10 protein-coding genes and 1 tRNA gene are annotated in these 17,316 nt (G+C 71.2%); 7 read left to right on the top strand and 4 right to left on the bottom strand.

The window, feature by feature from the left end:
- Positions 1-36 precede the first annotated feature (36 nt).
- On the top strand, positions 37-2,163 hold the full coding sequence (locus tag WMF24_RS12820; protein WP_437736674.1) for a S9 family peptidase: 2,127 nt from the start codon (positions 37-39) through the stop codon (positions 2,161-2,163).
- 144 nt (positions 2,164-2,307) lie between these two features.
- Here WMF24_RS12820 and WMF24_RS12815 read toward each other — a convergent pair whose 3' ends face one another.
- Positions 2,308-3,033, bottom strand: a complete 726-nt coding sequence (locus WMF24_RS12815) for a hypothetical protein (protein WP_437736673.1) — start codon at positions 3,031-3,033, stop codon at positions 2,308-2,310.
- A gap of 469 nt (positions 3,034-3,502) precedes the next feature.
- On the opposite strand from WMF24_RS12815, the gene WMF24_RS12810 reads away from it, so the two are divergent.
- The gene (locus WMF24_RS12810; protein WP_437736672.1) at positions 3,503-4,306 is read left to right on the top strand and encodes a hypothetical protein; all 804 of its coding nucleotides are present in this window, start codon (positions 3,503-3,505) and stop codon (positions 4,304-4,306) included.
- Positions 4,307-4,346: 40 nt separating this feature from the next.
- Positions 4,347-6,590 (top strand): type VI secretion system Vgr family protein, encoded by a 2,244-nt coding sequence (locus tag WMF24_RS12805; RefSeq protein ID WP_437736671.1) that lies wholly within the window; start codon positions 4,347-4,349, stop codon positions 6,588-6,590.
- Between the two features lie 139 nt (positions 6,591-6,729).
- Here WMF24_RS12805 and WMF24_RS12800 read toward each other — a convergent pair whose 3' ends face one another.
- The 3 genes from WMF24_RS12800 to istA form a co-directional block, all read right to left on the bottom strand.
- Complete coding sequence (locus tag WMF24_RS12800; protein ID WP_437736670.1) at positions 6,730-7,809, bottom strand: hypothetical protein; 1,080 nt, start codon at positions 7,807-7,809, stop codon at positions 6,730-6,732.
- 578 nt (positions 7,810-8,387) lie between these two features.
- A complete protein-coding gene (locus WMF24_RS12795) occupies positions 8,388-9,209 on the bottom strand; it encodes an ATP-binding protein (RefSeq protein WP_437730028.1) in 822 nt (273 codons plus the stop codon).
- Entirely contained in the window at positions 9,209-10,774 is a 1,566-nt protein-coding gene (gene istA, locus WMF24_RS12790) for an IS21 family transposase (protein ID WP_437730029.1), read from the bottom strand. Before istA ends, WMF24_RS12795 begins: the two co-directional genes overlap by 1 nt.
- Before the next feature lie 745 nt (positions 10,775-11,519).
- On the opposite strand from istA, the gene WMF24_RS12785 reads away from it, so the two are divergent.
- The 4 genes from WMF24_RS12785 to WMF24_RS12770 all read left to right on the top strand — a co-directional run bounded on the left by WMF24_RS12785 (position 11,520) and on the right by WMF24_RS12770 (position 17,315).
- Positions 11,520-11,653: transfer RNA gene (locus WMF24_RS12785), tRNA-Ser, on the top strand.
- A 133-nt stretch (positions 11,654-11,786) separates the two neighbouring features.
- A complete protein-coding gene (locus WMF24_RS12780; RefSeq protein WP_437736669.1) occupies positions 11,787-13,385 on the top strand; it encodes a TROVE domain-containing protein in 1,599 nt (532 codons plus the stop codon).
- A 212-nt stretch (positions 13,386-13,597) separates the two neighbouring features.
- The gene (locus WMF24_RS12775; protein ID WP_437736668.1) at positions 13,598-16,264 is read left to right on the top strand and encodes a DUF2169 family type VI secretion system accessory protein; all 2,667 of its coding nucleotides are present in this window, start codon (positions 13,598-13,600) and stop codon (positions 16,262-16,264) included.
- The gene (locus WMF24_RS12770) at positions 16,251-17,315 is read left to right on the top strand and encodes a pentapeptide repeat-containing protein (protein WP_437736667.1); all 1,065 of its coding nucleotides are present in this window, start codon (positions 16,251-16,253) and stop codon (positions 17,313-17,315) included. Before WMF24_RS12775 ends, WMF24_RS12770 begins: the two co-directional genes overlap by 14 nt.
- The last annotated feature ends 1 nt before the right edge of the window (position 17,316 follow it).

The following is a 17,316-nucleotide window of genomic DNA, read 5'->3' as shown; positions in this document are numbered from 1 at the left end:
TTGCCTGGGCGCGGCTGCTCCGGCGAAATGTGCCACATGTCGTCTTCCCCGAAGCAGCGGCGGCGCCGTGGCGGCGCGCTGGTCTCCCCGCGGCAGCGCCGGTGCAGCGGCGGTGCCCTTCTCTCCCTCGTCGCCCTCGCCGCGGCGTGCGCCCCCGCCCCCTCGGGGCCGGGGCCCGCGGCGCCCGCGCCTGCCGCGTCCGTGCGGCCGGCGCCGGCGGCCCCGGCCGAGGCGCCGCGGCCAGCGCCCGCGCCGGAGCGGCCGGGGTACGAGGGGCACGGCGCGACGAGCGTTTCCCCTGAGCTGCTCGCCCGGTACGCATCGCCTCCGCTCCCGGACGACGTGTCGCGTCAGATCCAGGCGTTCCTCGACGTGCGCGCGCCCGGCGGCGGCGTCCTCGGGCCGGACGGCAAGGCGCTCTACTTCACCTGGACGATCACCGGGACGAGGCAGGTCTTTCGGCTCGACGGTCCCCTGCGCTTCCCGCAGCAGCTCACGGGCGGCGAGGATCCCACGGTGGTGCAGGAGGTCACGCCGGACGGCGCGCACCTCGTCCTGTCGCGCGACCGCAAGGGCGAGGAGAACCCCGGGCTCTACCTGCAGGACGCGAAGGGCGGCCCGCTCCTCGCGATCCAGCACAAGCCCGGCGTGCAGACGCAGCTCCAGCTCGTCACCGACGACGGGCGGCACATCTACTATCGCGCCAACGACGTCCGGAAGGACGCGTATGCCATCTACCGTTACGACATCGCGTCGAAGCAGCGAGAGCTCGTGTTCGATCGCGAGGGCATCTGGCGCGCCGTCGACGTGGCGGCCGACGGACGCCTGCTGCTCGCGAGGGACGTCGGCTCCAACATGAGCGAGTTCTACGAGTGGGCGCCTGGCGCGAAGGGCGCAGCGAAGGCCGGTGCGGCGGCCGGGGAGCCGACGCCGCTGTTCGGGCAGGGCGAGCGCGAGGACTACAGGGCTCTGTACGGCGCGGCGCCCGGCGAGGTCCTCGTGCTCACGCCGCGCCTCGGGGAGCACCGTCGTCTCTACAGCTGGAAGGCGGGGAAGCTCACGCCGATCACGCCGGAGATCCCGTTCGACGTCAGCGCCTTTTCCATCGACCGAGCGAAGAAGAGGATCCTCTACACGGTGAACGAGCGGGGCTACACGCGGCTCCGCGCGCTCGACGCGAGGACGCACCGCGAGGTCAGGCTGCCGGCGCTCCCCGCGGCCGATCATGTGGTGCCGGTCGCGACGACGCGGGACGGCCGGTACACGGCGCTGCTCCTGGAGACCTCGAGGTCGCCTGCGACGGGCCATGTCCTCGACTGGACGACCGGCAAGCTGACGCAGTGGCACGCCCCGAGCATGCCCGAGATGGCGCCGGACGCGTTCGCGGCGGCCAGCCTGGAGTCGTATCCGGCGCGCGACGGGACGCAGATCCCGATGTTCGTTCGCCGCCCGGCGGCGTGCGAGCGGCCGTGCCCAGTGATCGTGCATTTCCACGGCGGCCCGGAGAGCCAGGTGAGGGCGGGGTTCAGCGCGCGCGCGCAGATCTTCGTCGACGCGGGGTTCGTGTTCGTCGAGCCGAACGTGCGCGGGAGCGACGGTTACGGCAAGACGTGGCTGCACGCCGACGACGGCGCGAAGCGGCTCGACGTCATCACGGACATCGAGGACGCGGCGAAGTTCGTCCGGGCGACGTTCGGCCACGAGGGTCGGCCGCCCAAGGTCGGCATCTTCGGCGGCAGCTACGGCGGGTATTCCGCGCTGATCGGCATGACGATGTTCGCGGGGGCGTACGACGCTGGGGCGGCCGTCGTCGGCATGAGCAACCTTGTCACGTTCCTCGAGAACACGGCGCCTTACCGGCGCATCCTCCGGGTCTCGGAGTACGGTGATCCCGAGAAGGACCGGGAGGCGCTGATCAAGCTGTCGCCGATCACGTACCTGGACCGGGTGAAGTCGCCGCTGCTCATCATCCAGGGGGTGACGGATCCGCGGGTGCCTGCGGGCGAGTCGGTGCAGATCCAGCGGGCGCTGGAGGCAAGGAAGATCCCGTCCGAGCTCATCTTGTTCCCCGACGAGGGGCACGGGGCGCAGAAGCGGGACAACCAGGTGCTCCAGTACGGGCACCTCGTGCGGTTCTTCCGGACGCACCTCGGGGGGCGGTAGGCACGGTCGATGTTCGTCGGGTGCGCGGGGTGAGGAGGTTCGGCGTGGCCCGGGGGCGCGACATGGCCCCTCGCCGCGCCGCGCGACGAACCCCCTCCCCTCGGGCCTACCGAGGATATCGGGCCTCGGCGCGACGACGACCCATCACGAGGGCGCGGGCGCGTCGGCGGGCGAGCCCGGCGCCAGGGCGGTCGCCCCGCGGGCGCGGGTCGCGTCCGCGAGGTCGTCGAAGATCTCCGGCATCAGCGACACCTTGCCGTGGAGCCGGAGCACGCACTCGACGAGGAGCTTCGCCGCGCCGTAGGTGGTGATCCACGCGTCGCGCGCGGCCTTCACCTCGGGCGTCATGGTGCGGCGCGCGAGGCGGGTCTTGCGCACGCTCCTGAGGAGCGGCTCGAGGGCCTCGCGGGAGCGCTGGAGCTCGGCCGCCCACGCCTCGCGATCGGGCAGCCGACGCCTGTCCTGCTCGATCACCTCGAGCGCGTGTGTCAGCGCGGCGGCGAGCTTCGCGGGGCGGCCGCGGAGCACGGTGGCGAGCGTCCGGCCCTGGAGGAGGTCGCGGGCCAGCGCGACCCCGCCGGGCCGCGACGCGGCGTGCTCGACGAGTCGGCGCATCAGGTCGCGGGCCCCCGCGACAGGATCGGCCCGACCCCGCCTCGATGCGCGGGGCGCCGGCGCGGCCACCGCAGCGGCGGCCGCCCTCCGCCTCGCCTCGATCAGGGCCCCGGTCGCGGCGTCGAGGCGCGTCACGACAGCCCGCAGCGCCTGCCTGAAGCCCGCGTCGACCGGCACGACGAGCCTCTGGATCTGTGACGAGGTGAAGCGGCCATAGGCCTCGATGTCGCGCTGGTAGATGGTGGGATGGGGCATGAGGGCAACTCCACTGCGCGGGCGCGTTCAGGGCCTGTCGGTAACCGCCGCACCGCCACGACCACCTGGCCAGCCACGCCGCCGAGCGCGGGTGGCATGAGCAGCAAGCGGCCACAGCCGGTGCTCTCTACCCGACACGCGCGAGCGGAGGGAGGGGATTTTGCGGCCCATCGGCGTGACGAGGCGCCTCGATCGAGGGCGCTCGCCGGCGGCCCGGCCAGGGCGACGATCCCTCCCGATGCGTCCAGCATGAGCGGAACTCCGTCGAACGCCGCCGGTGCGTGGAAGCGGCACACCATGGCGCCGCGCCGATGCTCAGCGTCTCGCGGCGCAGCCCGAGGCGCGCGGCGCTGCGCCCGTCGCTGCCGTGCGTTCTTGCGTCGAGACCGCCAGCGCCATGATACCTGTCGCTGGCGTTGAAAAAAGCGGTCGCCTGGCGGGCGGGGGAGCGGCGGCACGGCCGACAGCGATGATCACGAAACAGCTCAAGAGCCTGCTGATGATCCCGTCGCCCAACGCGCTGCGACCCCGGTCGAGCGCGCTGCCCCAGGAGGCAGCCGCGGGGGCGCGCGCCCCCGCCGATGTGGCCGGCGCAGCGCGCCAGGAGCCACCGGCGCCGCGCGATCCGGGCGAGGCGCCGCGGCCGAGCGGCGCGCCTGTCCCGGGCCGCGCGCCGGCCGTGCCGAGCTACCTGCGCGACGCGCCGGTCGCCTCGGGCTCCGAGCCCGCCGCGAAGCCGGCGGACCCGATCTCGCTGGTTCCGCCGGGCATGCGGGGGTTCGGGGATCTCCGGGGCACCCAGCCCACCTCCGGCGCCGCGTCCACCGCGCCCGTGCTGCCGTTCGGTCCCCCTGCCCCGCCGGTCCCCGCGACCCGCGCCGCAGAGGCGGCCGTGGTGCCCCGAGGCATGCGCCACTTCACCAGCCTGACCGGAACGCACCCGACGTCCGGAGCGCCCGCGGCGGCGGTGTTGCCGTTCTCGTCCGCCGCCCGCGCCACGCCTGCCGCTCCCTCGAGCCCGCCCTCGGCCCCGGCGCTCTCGCTGGAGCAGTACGCGTCCCTGTGCGCCGAGCTCGCCGTCGCTCCCGGCGACGCCGAGGCCCTCTTCGCCCGCTACGGCCTCGACCGGCCCGACGCGCGCCTCGCCGTGGACCGATTCTGGCGCGACCGGCTCGCGCGCGACGAGGCGGCGCACCGGCGCTGGCAGGAGCTCTACTGGCAGCATCGAACCCGCTGTTCCGCCGCCGGGAACAGCCCGCACGAGCCCAGATGAACGCCGCGCCCTGCGGCGCGAGACCCGAGGAGACCCGACCATGGCCATCGACGTGAGCCTGACGTTCCCCGGATCCGGAGTCACCGGCTTCGAGGTCCACCAGATCGACTACAGGGACGCGCTCAACGAGCTCTTCGAGCTGACGCTCGACGTGACGAGCACCGATCCGGAGGTCGATCTCTCCGGCGTCGTGGGCGAGGAGATCGTCGTCGAGCTCAAGGGAGAGCCCTTCCTCAAGAGGGTGCAGGGCATCGTGCGTCGCGTGCGGCAGCTCTCGGCGGAGCCCACCGGCGTGTCGCGCTACGAGCTCGTCGTTGTGCCCCCGCTCTGGCTCACGACGCGCGGATCGGACCATCGCATCTTCCAGAACCTCACGGCGGACGACGTCGCCCGGGTCGTCGTCGGCGCGTACGGCGGCCGGATCCCGGCGCCGTGCTCGCTCATCGCCTCGCCGGACCGGCCGGCGCGCGAGTACCGCGTCCAGTACGGGGAGACCGACTTCGATTTCATGTTCCGGGCGCTCTCGGAGGAGGGGCTCATCTCGTATTTCGACCACGGGTCCGGGAGCAGCGACTGGGTGCTCGCCGAGGACACGGCGTTCACCGACGATGGCGCGCCCCGGGTGCGCTTCGTGCCGCCGGTGGGCGTCGGCATGAGCGCGCCGGAGCCGACGGTCTCGTTCATCGCGATCACCTCGTCGATCGAGACGTCGATGGTCACGGTTCGCGACTACGACTTCAGGAAGCCGGAGTACGTGCTCGAGCAGCGGGCCGAGACCTCGCAGGAGGCCTTCGTCCGCGAGGCGACGCTGGAGCGCTACGAGTTCTCGACGAACCGGTTCGCGGCCGCCACCGAGAAGCACGGCGAGGCGCTCGCCAGGCGGTACCTGGAAGAGGCCCGGTCGGAGCGGCGCACGTTCGAGTGCCACACGAGCTTCGCGCTCGCCGCCGGCGGCCGCTTCACGGTCGAGGCGCACCCGCGGGCCGACGTGAACGGCCAGCTCCTCGTGGTCCGGTCGCGCTGCACGGTGGCGGAGGGCGCCGACGGGCGCCCGGTGCGGCGGCACGTCCTCGTCTGCGTGCCGGCGGTGGATCCCTGGCGTCCGGCGCGCCGGCCCAGGCCGCGCATCCTCGGCACGCAGACCGCGTTCGTCGTCGGCAACAAGGCCGGCGTGGACGAGATCGACGTCGACGAGCACGGCCGCGTGAAGGTCGAGTTCCGGTGGGATCGGCGCGACCTCCACGAGGGCAATCCGACCCGCTTCGTCCGCGTCTCGCAGGGATGGGCCGGGCTCGACTACGGCATGGTGATGCTGCCGCGCGTGAACGAGGAGGTCATCATCGCCTACCTCGACGGCGATCCGGACGAGCCCGTCATCGTCGGCCGCCTCCACAACGCGTGGAGCGTCGCGCCGCTCAAGCTGCCGGCCGAGAAGACGCGCTCGATCTGGAAGAGCAAGACGTCGCCCGGGGGCGAGGGGTTCAACCAGATCATGATGGAGGACAAGAAGGGCGAGGAGCTGCTCGAGCTCCACGCGCACCGCGACAACCTCGTCACCGTCGGCGCGACCCAGACCGTGGATGTCGGCGGCGACCAGAAGGTCCACGTCGCGGGCCAGCGCGAGGACCACGTGGAGGGCGCGGTCACGGAGAGATACGACACGTCGCTGACGACGACCGTCGATGGGCAGCAGAAGACGACCGCCAACGACGTGATCGAGCGCTACGCCAGCCAGGACACCGACATCGTCGGAAAGAAGCACACGAAGGCTCGCGACGTCGACGAGGACTTTGCGAGCCTCAAGACGACCGTCAAGGGGCTGCACGAAGAGACATTCGAGACGATGAAGCTCACCGGCGGCAACGTCGGCTGGACGGTGGGCGCGCTCGACTGGCAGACGAAGGGACTCACCTGGACGCTCAGCGGGGGCGGCACCATCAAGGCGCCGAGCTTCGTCATCGACGCACCGGAGTTCAAGGTCACTAACGCGGGGAGCCACAAGGAGACGAAAGGCTTCGTGGACACGCTGATCGCGAGCTGGAATGACAGGACCTGGTACAAGTCGGCGGTTATAGGAGTGGAGACGAAAGCCGTAATCTCCGAGACAAAGACCTTCGGCTGGAGCGTCAACATCGGCTATCAAAAGCTGGACGTCACCGGATTCAAGGTCGACTTCGCCGCCTTCAAGATGCAGAACAATTCTATCAATCTCAAAGATGCCGCAACGAAGATCGACAAGAACGGGCTAAGAGCAACACTCGTTGGCATCTTTTCGATCGCATGACAGCCCCTTCTCGACAATGACGCGTTCGGGCGCTCTTCGATCCATATCAATGGACCATACCACTGCAACGAGACAACGACATATCAAGCACACAGCAATTGGTACGCGCCCCGCAGTTCACCTCTTCAAGGCGAGGACATCACTCCAGGGTGGTGGGCATCGCTTCGACGTGGACCAAATCCGGCCTGCCTGGGACCGCCCATGCGCGGATCTTCCCCCCGTCGCCGCCGAGCTCGGCAAACCGCACCTCGGAGATATGCTTGAGAACAGTGCGCGCTAGCACGGCGGATGGTTGGCGCGGCGGCGCGATCAGCACGTCGACGCGATGACGTAGTCTCCAAGGTCCACGCACGTGACCGACGACCTCGTACTCGGGGCGACAAATACGTCGATAGCGCCATCTCCCTCGTAGCCAGACGGCAAGAACGACGATCAGCGGGATGACCAAGCCGGCTGCGGTTACGATAAGGCTGCGAAGCGCCGTAACAGCAAGCATAATTATCTCAAATCCAAGACACACAGAGAGAAGGCATCCGAGGGCTGCCGGTTCATCAAAAGCTCTCGGGTTCGCCGGCTCCCGCCGCGGATCGTCGGCCACGTGCACCGCCAGCCACCACCGCCTCTTGACGCGCGGCGGGTGCAGCGCAGCCCACACCGCGTCGGGCAGCGCCACCCGCGCCGCGCAGTAGCCGCACGGCACGATCCGGCTCGACCCGTCCGCCACGAGCGGCCCGCCGCACTGGGTACACGCGACGTGCACCGGCTCGCGCGGCCGCTCCTCGGCCATCACCGGCTCGTCGCTCACGAACCCGAGCACCGGGCTGTCCGCCGGCAGCCACGGCGGCTTCGGCAAGATCGCGCGCCCCGCGCCGCACGCGCCGCAGACGCAGCCGCCCTGCGGCGCGAGGCGCATCGGCCGCTGGCACCGCGGGCACGGCGGCGTGTCGTGCCCGCGCAGCCACTCGACGTGCGGCCCAGGCGGCGGGCCCCCATCGCCCCACTCCGGGCCGTGCCGCAGGTACCCGGGCGCGAACTGCACAACGTCCTTCTCGACGCCGCGCAGCGCCTCGTCCCAGACCGACGGCGGCAGCGCCGACTCCATGAGGCAGCTCGAGCAGCGGCAGCGGTCGGTCAGCGTGTTGACCGCCATCGGCGCGCTGCAGTGGGGGCACGGGCTGAGGAGCTCGATGCCGGCAAACTCGACGGTCGCTGTGCTCATCCTGTCTCTGGGTCGACGGCGCGCTCGAACGCGTTGCGCGACTGTACACGAAGCGGCAGCGCGCACCGCGGCTCGGCGGCGCACAGGGCGTGCTGGACCACGACGCTCCCCCCGCTCCGCAGTCGCCGGGGGCACCGCGACCAACCCGCTCCCTCGTTTCACAGCCCCGCCCACGTCCCGACCTGTCCAATCCGTCGAAATCATGCGGTGCGACAGGTCGCGACCTCTCCGATCTGCCACGTCGCAGGGTCATGGGGCCACCCCTTTGCAGGGTCATGGGGCCAGGGGGAGACGACGTGATCGGTCTCGACCATGCCCGAGACCGCGAAGCGTGTCGAGGTCCCCGGAGCCGGGCGCGAAGCGACCGGCGACGTCCCTCTTTTTTGCAGGGTCATGGGGCCACCCGGGCCCCCTGGTAGGTCCGGCGCAGGGGTCACGACGCTCAGGAGCAGGAACGTCCACCCCGCCCCCGGCGCCCCTCGCGGCCATGCTGACGAGGGTGGGCGAGGCGCGCCGAGTGGAGCGAGGGGGTCAGCGGCGCGGCCCCGGGATCGACGTCCTCGCCGGGGCCGCAGCGGTCATCGCCGCTTGCTGCGTGGATGGGTGGGCGGCTTGCTGCGCGCGGGCACTGGCGCGGCCGTGTTGCTCTCGTCGAGCTTCGGCTTGAGCCGTGGCCTGTACGACTCGCCCTCGACGATGAAGTCGAACGCCGCGTTCTTGAACCGATCGACGGCGCTCTGCGCGAGCAGCACGTCGTCGAACATCGCGAGCCACTCGGCCGTGTCGCGATTGCTCGTGACGATCATCGACGCGTGACCCGTGCGCTCGAGGAAGAGCTGGTAGACGTCGCGGCTCTCTTCCTTGCTCATCGCCTCGAGCGCGAAGTCGTCGAGGATGAGCAGGTCGACGGTCGTGAGCGCGACCATCTCGGCGTCGCGTGAGTTGTCGAGCCTGCTCTGGCGCAGCCTGCGCAGCATCGCGTCGGCGCGCAGGAAACGCACGCTGTAGCCGTGCTGGCACGCGAGGTGTCCGAGCGCGTTCGCGAGGAAGGTCTTGCCCACGCCGACCGAGCCGAGGATGACGATGTGCTTGTGCTCTTCGAGGAAGCGCAGGCTCGTGAACCCACCGAGCAGACGCTTGTCGAAGCTGACCTTCGCGGTCTTGTCCCAGAGCTCCAGGCGCATGTTGGGATCGAGCCCGGCGTCGCGTACGCGGCTCTCCGTCGCGCTCGCCTCGCGGCGCGCGATCTCGTCGGTGAGCAGCATGAGCAACATCTCCTCGTGCCCCATCGACTGCTTCTCGGCCAGCAGCAGCCGCTCACGCAACGTCGCTGCGATGCGGCCGAGGCGCAGGCGCTTGAGCGCCGTGACGAGCGCGGGGTCGACTTCGCTCGAGCTCATCACGCCTCCTCCTTCGTCGCGGCAGCCGCCAGCGTGCGTGTCGCGAAGTGCTCGGTGCTGCGCGCGAACCGCGGCGTGGGGAGCGCAACGACCTTGCGCTCATCCGTGGGCGGTGACGCGGGCGTCTTCGCCGTCTCGAGCATGCGCGTCACGCGCTGCACGTCGACGACATCGAACGCGAGCGCGCTCTGGCAGATCGCCTCGACGCGCCCGTTGCCGAACTTGTTGCACAGCCGCAGCAGCGCATAGACGAGCCGCATGCGCGTCCACGGTAGCGGCACATCGAGCAGCCGCTCGGCGTAGATGCCGACGTGCACGCCGCACTTCTTCGCGCTCGCGATGAGCGAAGCCACATCGCGCTCGGCCGCGATGTCCTTGCCCACGGGGTAGTCGCTCGGGTCGGTGGAGCGCTTGCCCGGCGCAACGCGCGCGTGCACCTTCACGAGCTGCGTGCCGGCGTAGATCCTCACGGACACGCTGTCGGCGCGAACGCGCACCGTGCTGCCGACGTAGCGCGTTGGCACGCTGTAGAGCGACCGGAGGACCTGCACGTGATGGTCCGGGTGCACCTTTGCATCAGTCCAGTGCGGTACGTCGAACGGAGCTGTCGGCGCCGGCTTCATGGCGCTCCTCTCGCGTGCCTCGAACACCTCGCGCGGCACTTCGCGCGTCGTGCCGTGGACGCGCGCACCGGCGACGTGGCGACACCATCGCTCAGCGGACGCGCGCGCCTCGTCGAGGCTGGTGAACGACTCGCCGTCGAACCAGCTCTCGCGCACGTACGCGACCTGATTCTCGACACGCGCCTTGTCTTTGGGCGACCTGACTCGCGCGGCATCCACCAACACCCCGCGCGTCTGCGCGTAGTCGAGGAACGCCGGCACGAGCACGGGGGCGAGCTCGTCAGCGCGCAGCACGATGGCCTTCATGTTGTCCGGGAGGATCACGCGCGCCATCGCGCCGAAGAACCTCCACGCCGCATCCAGCCCCGCGCACACCGCCGCCGTGGTCTGCTCGAACGACGGCCACACGAACTGGTAGCGGCTGTACGCGAGCGTCACCACGAGCACCCACAGATTTCGAACCCGCTGCGTCGCTGGATCGAACAGCTTACCCATCAGGCCGAAGTCGATCTGCGCGACCTCGCCGGGCTCGGTGTCAGCGACGCGAACCGTCGGCGTCTTCTTGCGCCACGCGAGCTCCTCCATGACGAAGCGCCGGAGCGTGTCGTAGCTCGCGCTGACGCCGTGGTCGCGCTTGAGCAGCGTGTGGATCTTCGTCAGCTTCAGCGGCCGAGGCTGGGCGAGCCAGGCCTCGATACGTGCGCGATGCGCGCCGATCTCTTTCCACTCTTCGCTCGCGTCGGGCACCGGGCGCGCCTGCACGCGCTGGGCGATTGCGTGGATCTCCTCGTCCGTCGGCTCGCGATCGGGCGGCAGTGGCAATGTCGCAGCGGCCTCGAAGTACCTGCCGACCGTCTTGCGATCGAACCCTGTCTCGCGCGCCACGTGACGCGCGCTCTGCCCCGCCGCACGACGGCGGAGCATTTCCTTGATGTCAACCATGATCAGCTCTCGGTAGGGCATCGGCCTCCTTCCGACGGCGACCCGCGCCGTCGTCGGAAGGAGCCCGTCTCAGATCCCGACCGCGGCGTCCCGAGCTGGCCCCATGAGGCTGCAAAAAACCTCGGAAGCCGGCCCCATGACCCTGCAAAAAACTGGGTCACGCCCCCGCGCGGGTGGCCCCATCCTCCTGCGTTTGGGGTGGCCCCATGACCCTGCAAAAAACGCCGTCAGGTGGCCCCATGAGGCTGCAAACCGGCACCGATCCGTCGAAATCATGCGGTGCGTTTGGTCGCGACCAGTCCGATCCGTCGAAATCATGCGGTGCGTTTGGTCGCGACCTCCGCGCGCGCTCGTCACGAGCGCCCGCCACGGTCGCCACCTCCCGGACCCCTTCGAGCCACCCGGCCGGTGCCGCGCCGGCCCGTGCCCGGCCGTGCGCCTCGGCCCCCACGCCGTGCGCCTCGGCCCCCACGCCGTGCGCCTCGGCCCCCACGCCGTGCGCCTCGGCCCCCACGGCCGTGGAGCCCCTTCGCGCGCCGCCGGCCGGGCGGCGGGAGCTCGGCTGGCGACAGCTCGCCCCCCCCCGCGTCCGCGGCGGCGCGCCGCTCCTCTATCTCTTCGTCTAATCGTTTATCCTACACGATAGGACCCACCCGCGCCCCCGCGCGCCTTCCACGCGGCTCCCCCGAAAAACCCCGCCCGAGCCCGCCTGGCATCCCTCCTGCAATACCCCCTCAGCGTCCACGCCAGAGTAGCTCAGCGGTCAGAGCACGAAACAACCCCGGACGGTGTTCTCCGGCGCGATGAGCGCCGGCAGTGAGCGCCGGGGTTACTTCCCTTCTCAGGACGAGGTCGCGGGTTCGAATCCCGCCTCTGGCACAAGGGCGCAGCGCGGCAGTGAGCGTCACGGTTCCTTCGTTCCAATCACGACAACCCCGTGACCACCATCCTCCGCGCTGCGCCCCCCTTCTCGATCCCTCGCCGCGCGTGCGTCGAGGAAGGAGGTGTCATCATGGCGTTCTTTCAGCAGCAGAAGCGCAAGGCCAAGCACGACAGCGCGTCGCACCTGAACTGGATGGGCGGGCGCTCCTACGACATCGCCGATCCGCTGAAGCGCCTCCGCCTCGCGGCCTCCTCGTGCTTCTTCGGCGAGCCCATGTACTACCACCGCGACCCGGCGGACCCGCGCCCCGTCAAGGCGAAGAAGACGCGCCCCGCCGACAGCGCGCGGCTCTCCGACGCCGACGTGAAGCGCCTGCGCGAGACGCTCGGCGCCGTCGACCCGGCCGAGTGGCGCGCGCTCTCGCCGGCGGCGCTCATCGAGAAGGCCATCGACGAGGCGCTCGCGGCCGATCCGGAGGCGACGCTCGCCGAGGCGGCGCGGCTGCGCGAGGAGGAGCACCTGCGCACGACGCCCCAGGTCATCCTCGTGCGCGCGGCGAACACCGCCTCCGTGCGCGGGACGGGCCTCGTGCGCCGCTACGCGCCGCGCATCCTCCGGCGCGCGGACGAGCCGGCGGTCGCCCTCGCCTACCAGCTCTACCGGTTCGGCAAGCCGGTGCCCAACGCGCTGAAGCGCGCGCTGCGCGACGCGCTCGAGCGCTTCGACGATCACGCCCTCGCGAAGTACCGACTCGAGGGCAAGGGGAGCAAGACCGTGGACGTCGTGAACCTCGTTCACCCGAAGAGCCCGAGCGTGGACCGCCTCGCGAAGGGCGCGCTCCGCGCGACAGGCCGCACCTGGGAGGCGATCATCTCGTCGCGCGGCTCGAACCGGTGCGCGTGGCGCAAGGCGCTGCCGGTCATGGGCCACATGGCCCTCCTGCGCAACCTGCGCAACCTGCTCGAGGCGGGCGTGCCGCACGACGTGTTCCTGCCGAAGCTCGTCGCGACGGCGGCGGAGGGCAAGCAGCTCCCCTTCCGCTACTACAGCGCCTACTGCGCGGTGAAGGACCGCGCGCCGGGCGCCGTGCTGGACGCCGTGGAGCAGTGCCTGCACCGCTCGCTCGGCCAGGTGCCGCACTTCCCTGGCCGGGTGATGGTGCTCTGCGACAACAGCGGCTCCGCGCAGGGCACGACGACGAGCAGCCTCGGGACGATGCGCATCTCCACGATCGCCAACCTCACGGGCGTCGTGGCCGGGATGCGCGCGGACGACGGGCACCTCGGCGTCTTCGGCGACCGGCTGGAGAGCTTCGCGGTGCGAAGGAAGGAGAGCGTGTTCTCGCAGCTCGACCGGGCCGAGCAGATCGCCCGCACGATCGGCACGGCGACCGAGAACGGCGTGTGGCTGTTCTGGGACCGCGCGATCCGCGAGCGGCAGCGCTGGGACGCGGTGTTCGTGCTGAGCGACATGCAGGCCGGCCACGGCGGCCTCTACGGCTCGCGCCCGAAGGACTACGCGGAGTTCGCCTGGAACGAGCGGTACATCGACGTGGCGAAGCTCGTCGCGGCCTACCGCGCCCGCGTGCACCGCGACGTGCGCGTGTTCCTCGTGCAGGTCGCCGGGTACCAGGACACGCTCGTGCCCGAGTTCTACGATCGCACGTACATCCTCGGCGGCTGGGGCGAGGGGCTCCTGCGCTTCGCCGCGGCGATGGCGCAGGCGTAGCGGCGCGCGCCGCCCGACGCGAGCCGGGCGGCGCGCGCCTGAACCCCCGCCGGTTCCTGGCCGCCGCATTGACGGATGCGAGCGGCTCGATGACAGTGGCGCCGCGGCGTGCACCGCGCCGACGACGATCCACGGTCAGCCCCAGGGGGCCTCGCGCCCCATCGGCGTCGAGGCCGTCGGCCTGCTCTCCGGCGGCGCGCCTCCCCTCCCCCATGAAGACGATCAAACCCCAGAAGCTCGGCCTCCTTCACCGGGTCTTCGAGGACGGCAGCGACTGCTATCTATCCGTCACGATCCTCGCCTTCTTCTCGTTCGGCCCGCCGTCAGCCGTCCTCTCGGAGATCGATCTCTGGAAGTTCACCGCGGCCGAGCTCGGCAAGGACGCGGTGCTCGACATGGGAATGCCCAAGCCGAGAGGAGAGCTCCTGATCTCCGGGCGGGCGTATCCCCGCGAGGGGCGGGCGCCGGCGTGCGCCGTGCGGGCGCGGCTCGGCGCGGTGGACAAGACCCTCTACGCCGTCGGCGACCGGATCTGGCGGCGCGGCATGCCCACCGAGCCCGAGCCGTTCACCGAGATGCCGATCGTGTGGGAGCGCGCCTTCGGCGGGCCGGGGTTCGCGATGAACCCCGTCGGCAAGGGCGCCCGGCCGGTCGAGACGGACACGGGAGAGCTCCACCCGCTTCCGAACATCGAGCTGCCGGGGTCGCTGATCACGTCGCCGGGCGACCAGCCTGCGCCGGCGGGCTTCGGGCCGATGGACCTCATGTGGCCGCAGCGCTTCGCGAAGATCGGGACCTACGACCAGAAATGGCTCAAGGAACGGTTCCCGGGCTTCGCCGAGGACACGGATCTCGGCCTGTTCAACGCCGCGCCCGAAGACCAGCAGATCCAGGGGTTCTTCCGCGGCGACGAGCCGATGGTGCTGGAGAACATGCACCCGGACAAGCCCGTGATCGAGGCGGCGCTGCCGGGGATCGCGACGCGCGCGTTCCTCAACCGGAAGGGCGGTGACGGCGAGCGCTTCAGCGAGGTGCCGATGCGCCTCGAGACCGTGCACCTCTTTCCTCACGCCGAGCGCGGGGTCCTCCTCTTCCGGGGCATCGCGCTCGTCGACGAGGACGACGCGGCCGACGTGCTGCACATCGTGATCGGCGCGGAGGCGCTCGGCGAGCCCAGGCCGGTGGAGCACTACCGCGACGTGCTGGCGCGGCGGCTCGACCCGAAAGAAGGGCACCTGGCCGCGCTGCGCGAGAGCGATCTCCTGCCGCCGCTCCCCTCGGGCGCGCGGCCGCCGCGCGACAGGTCCGATGTCGAGCGGCTCCTGGAGAGCGACGATCTCCTCCGGAAGAACATGCAGGGCGGCGCGCGGCGCAGGGCCGAGGCGAACCGCCAGAGGGCGCGCGCGACGGTCGTGGAGCTCGGGCTCGACCCGGCGCAGTTCGGCCTCGATCAGGCCGACGAGCCCGCCGTCGAGGAGCCCATCCCCGACATCGAGGATCTGGGGCCTTTCGTCGAGGCGCTGGAGGCGCGCGCGGAGCGGGAGCGAGCCGAGGCGGAGGACCGCCGGGCCAGGGCGGAAGCCGAGGCGCGCGCGGCCTACGCGGCGGCGGGGATGGACTACGACGCGCTCCAGGAAGAGGCGATGAGGCAGGCCGCCGGTCCACCGAGGTTCTCGGCGAGGGCCGAGCGCGAGCGGCTGGAAGATCTCGCGACGCTGCTCGCGAACGCCGGATACCCGAACGCCGAGCTCGAGGCGACGCTCGCAGATCCCGCGCTGGATCAGAGGCTCGCGCAGATGGAGGCGCAGGTGCTGGAGGGATACCGGCAGACCGCGCACTTCGGTCCAGCGGCCGGCAGGCTCGCCGGCGAGGCCGCGCGACGGCTGCGCGACGAGGTGGTCGAGGCGCACCGCGCGGGGCGCTCGCTCGCCGGGCGCGACCTGACCGGCGCGGATCTCTCCGGCCTCGACCTCCGCGGCGCGATCCTCACCGGCGCGCTGCTCGAGGGCGCGAGCCTCGCGGACGCCGACCTCCAGGAGGCCGACCTCGAGCGCGCCGTCCTCGCCCACGCCGACATCTGCCGCGCCGTGCTCCGGGGCGCGAAGCTCGAGGAGGCGAACCTCGGGTTGGCGAAGCTCAGGGGCGCCGACCTCTCCGGCGCGGACCTTTCGGGCGCTGTGCTGTACAAGGCGGATCTCACGGGTGCGTCGTTTCGCGGCGCGGAGCTCACGCTGGCGGATCTCTCGGAGGCCACGCTGCGCGACAACGACCTCTCCGGCGCCCTGGCGCAGCTCCTCACGCTCCTCCGGGTCGACTTCGCGGGGTCGCGGCTCGCGGGCGCGGATCTCTCGAGGTCCACGTTCATCGAGTGCAAGCTCGAGGGCGTCGATCTCTCGGGCGCCCGGCTGATCTCGACCGCGTTCTTCTCCTCGGAGGGTCGAGGCGCGGTCTTCCGCGGCGCGCACGCGGAGAACCTGCGCATGGTCAAGGAGTGCGCGTTCGACGGCGCCGACTTCCGCGGGGCCACGCTGAGCGGCGCGAACCTCCGCGGGGCGAGCCTCTCCGGCGCCGATTTCACCGAGGCGCGGATGAACGGCAGCGACCTGAGCGACTGCGACCTCCGCGGCGCCCGGATGGCCTGGATCGCGGCGAGGGAGGCGCGGTTCATCCGCGCCGAGCTGTCGGACGCCGATCTGACGTATGCCGATCTGATGCTGGGCGTCCTCCAGAAGGCGCGGCTCATGGGCGCGGATTTCACCCGGGCCAACCTCTTCCGCGCCGATCTCGCGAAGGTGTTCGGCGACGAGCGGACGCGCTTCGACGAGGCGAACATGGACGAGGTGCGGTTCGTGCCCCGGAGGCAGCGTGGACAGGGCTGAGCTCATCGCGATGATCCAGGGCGGCGAGACGATCGCGGGCGCCTGCCTCGACGGGGAGGATCTGAGCGGCGCCGATCTCTCCGGCGGGCTCTTCGAGCAGGTGAGCTTCAAGGGGGCCCGGCTCGCTGGCGCCTCGTTCAAGGAATCGATCCTCACCGCGTGCGACTTCACCGAGGCGGACCTGACCGGCGCCAACCTGCACCACGCGGCGATGCACCGGTGCGTGTTCTCCCGGGCAAAGCTCGTCCGGAGCACCTGGGCGGCGGCGCAGGTGGCCGAGTGCGATCTGTCGTTCGCCGATCTCTCGGAGGCGGACCTGATCATCGCCGCGTTCGCGAGCTCTCGCTTCGCAGGCGCGCGGCTCGCGCGCGCGAGCCTGGATCGCACGGTGCTCGTCGACGCGGACGTGACGCACCTCGATCTCTCGGGAGCTCGGCTGGAGTTCACGCACCTGATCAAGGCGGACATGACGACCGTCGCGCTCGCCTCGGCGCGCTGCCGGAGCGTCGTCTTCATCGGCGGCCGGTTCGCGGGGATGGACCTCTCGGGGCTCGACTTCACCCTGAGCCAGTTCACCGAGGCCGACCTCACCGGCGCGAACCTCACCGCCGCGAACCTCACGCAGTGCGGCTTCAAGGGCGCGAACCTCACCGGCGCTCGGCTCGACGAGGCCACGGCGGCGAACGCGATCTTCGTCGAGGCCAACCTGACGGACGCGAGCCTGCGCCGCGCGCTGCTGAGGCAGGCCATCTTCGTCGACGCCGAGCTCGCGGGCGCGGATCTGTCGAGCGCCACGCTCGATCAGAGCATCTGGCACCGCGCGCGCTGCGAGCGCGCCCGCTTCCCCGGCGCGGAGCTCACGTACGCCGACTTCTCCCACGCGGACGTCCGGGCGGCGGATTTCACGGGCGCGACGCTCTTCCGGGCGCGCTTTCACCGGACGCGGGACGAGCGGGCCGTCTTCACGAGCCGCGCGCTCGCGCTGGGCGACGACGAGCGGCTCGCCGAGGCGGAGGCGTGGCAGGACAGGTTCCGAGGCAAGGCCGGCTGAG

It is taken from the genome of Sorangium sp. So ce1335, assembly GCF_051521615.1.
In the GTDB taxonomy this organism is placed as follows: Bacteria; Myxococcota_A; Polyangia; order Polyangiales; family Polyangiaceae; genus Sorangium.
The sequence above is the reverse complement of the archived record's forward strand: the minus strand, read 5'-3'. Positions and strand labels throughout refer to the sequence as shown.

What these genes read in the sequence shown, in the direction of transcription:
- WMF24_RS12820 (WP_437736674.1), top strand. Translation starts at nt 37, where the DNA reads ATGTCGTCTTCCCCGAAGCAGCGGCGGCGCCGTGGCGGCGCGCTGGTC.
- WMF24_RS12815 (WP_437736673.1), bottom strand. Translation starts at nt 3,033, where the DNA reads ATGCCCCATCCCACCATCTACCAGCGCGACATCGAGGCCTATGGCCGC.
- WMF24_RS12810 (WP_437736672.1), top strand. Translation starts at nt 3,503, where the DNA reads ATGATCACGAAACAGCTCAAGAGCCTGCTGATGATCCCGTCGCCCAAC.
- WMF24_RS12805 (WP_437736671.1), top strand. Translation starts at nt 4,347, where the DNA reads ATGGCCATCGACGTGAGCCTGACGTTCCCCGGATCCGGAGTCACCGGC.
- WMF24_RS12800 (WP_437736670.1), bottom strand. Translation starts at nt 7,809, where the DNA reads ATGAGCACAGCGACCGTCGAGTTTGCCGGCATCGAGCTCCTCAGCCCG.
- WMF24_RS12795 (WP_437730028.1), bottom strand. Translation starts at nt 9,209, where the DNA reads ATGAGCTCGAGCGAAGTCGACCCCGCGCTCGTCACGGCGCTCAAGCGC.
- istA (WP_437730029.1), bottom strand. Translation starts at nt 10,774, where the DNA reads ATGGTTGACATCAAGGAAATGCTCCGCCGTCGTGCGGCGGGGCAGAGC.
- WMF24_RS12780 (WP_437736669.1), top strand. Translation starts at nt 11,787, where the DNA reads ATGGCGTTCTTTCAGCAGCAGAAGCGCAAGGCCAAGCACGACAGCGCG.
- WMF24_RS12775 (WP_437736668.1), top strand. Translation starts at nt 13,598, where the DNA reads ATGAAGACGATCAAACCCCAGAAGCTCGGCCTCCTTCACCGGGTCTTC.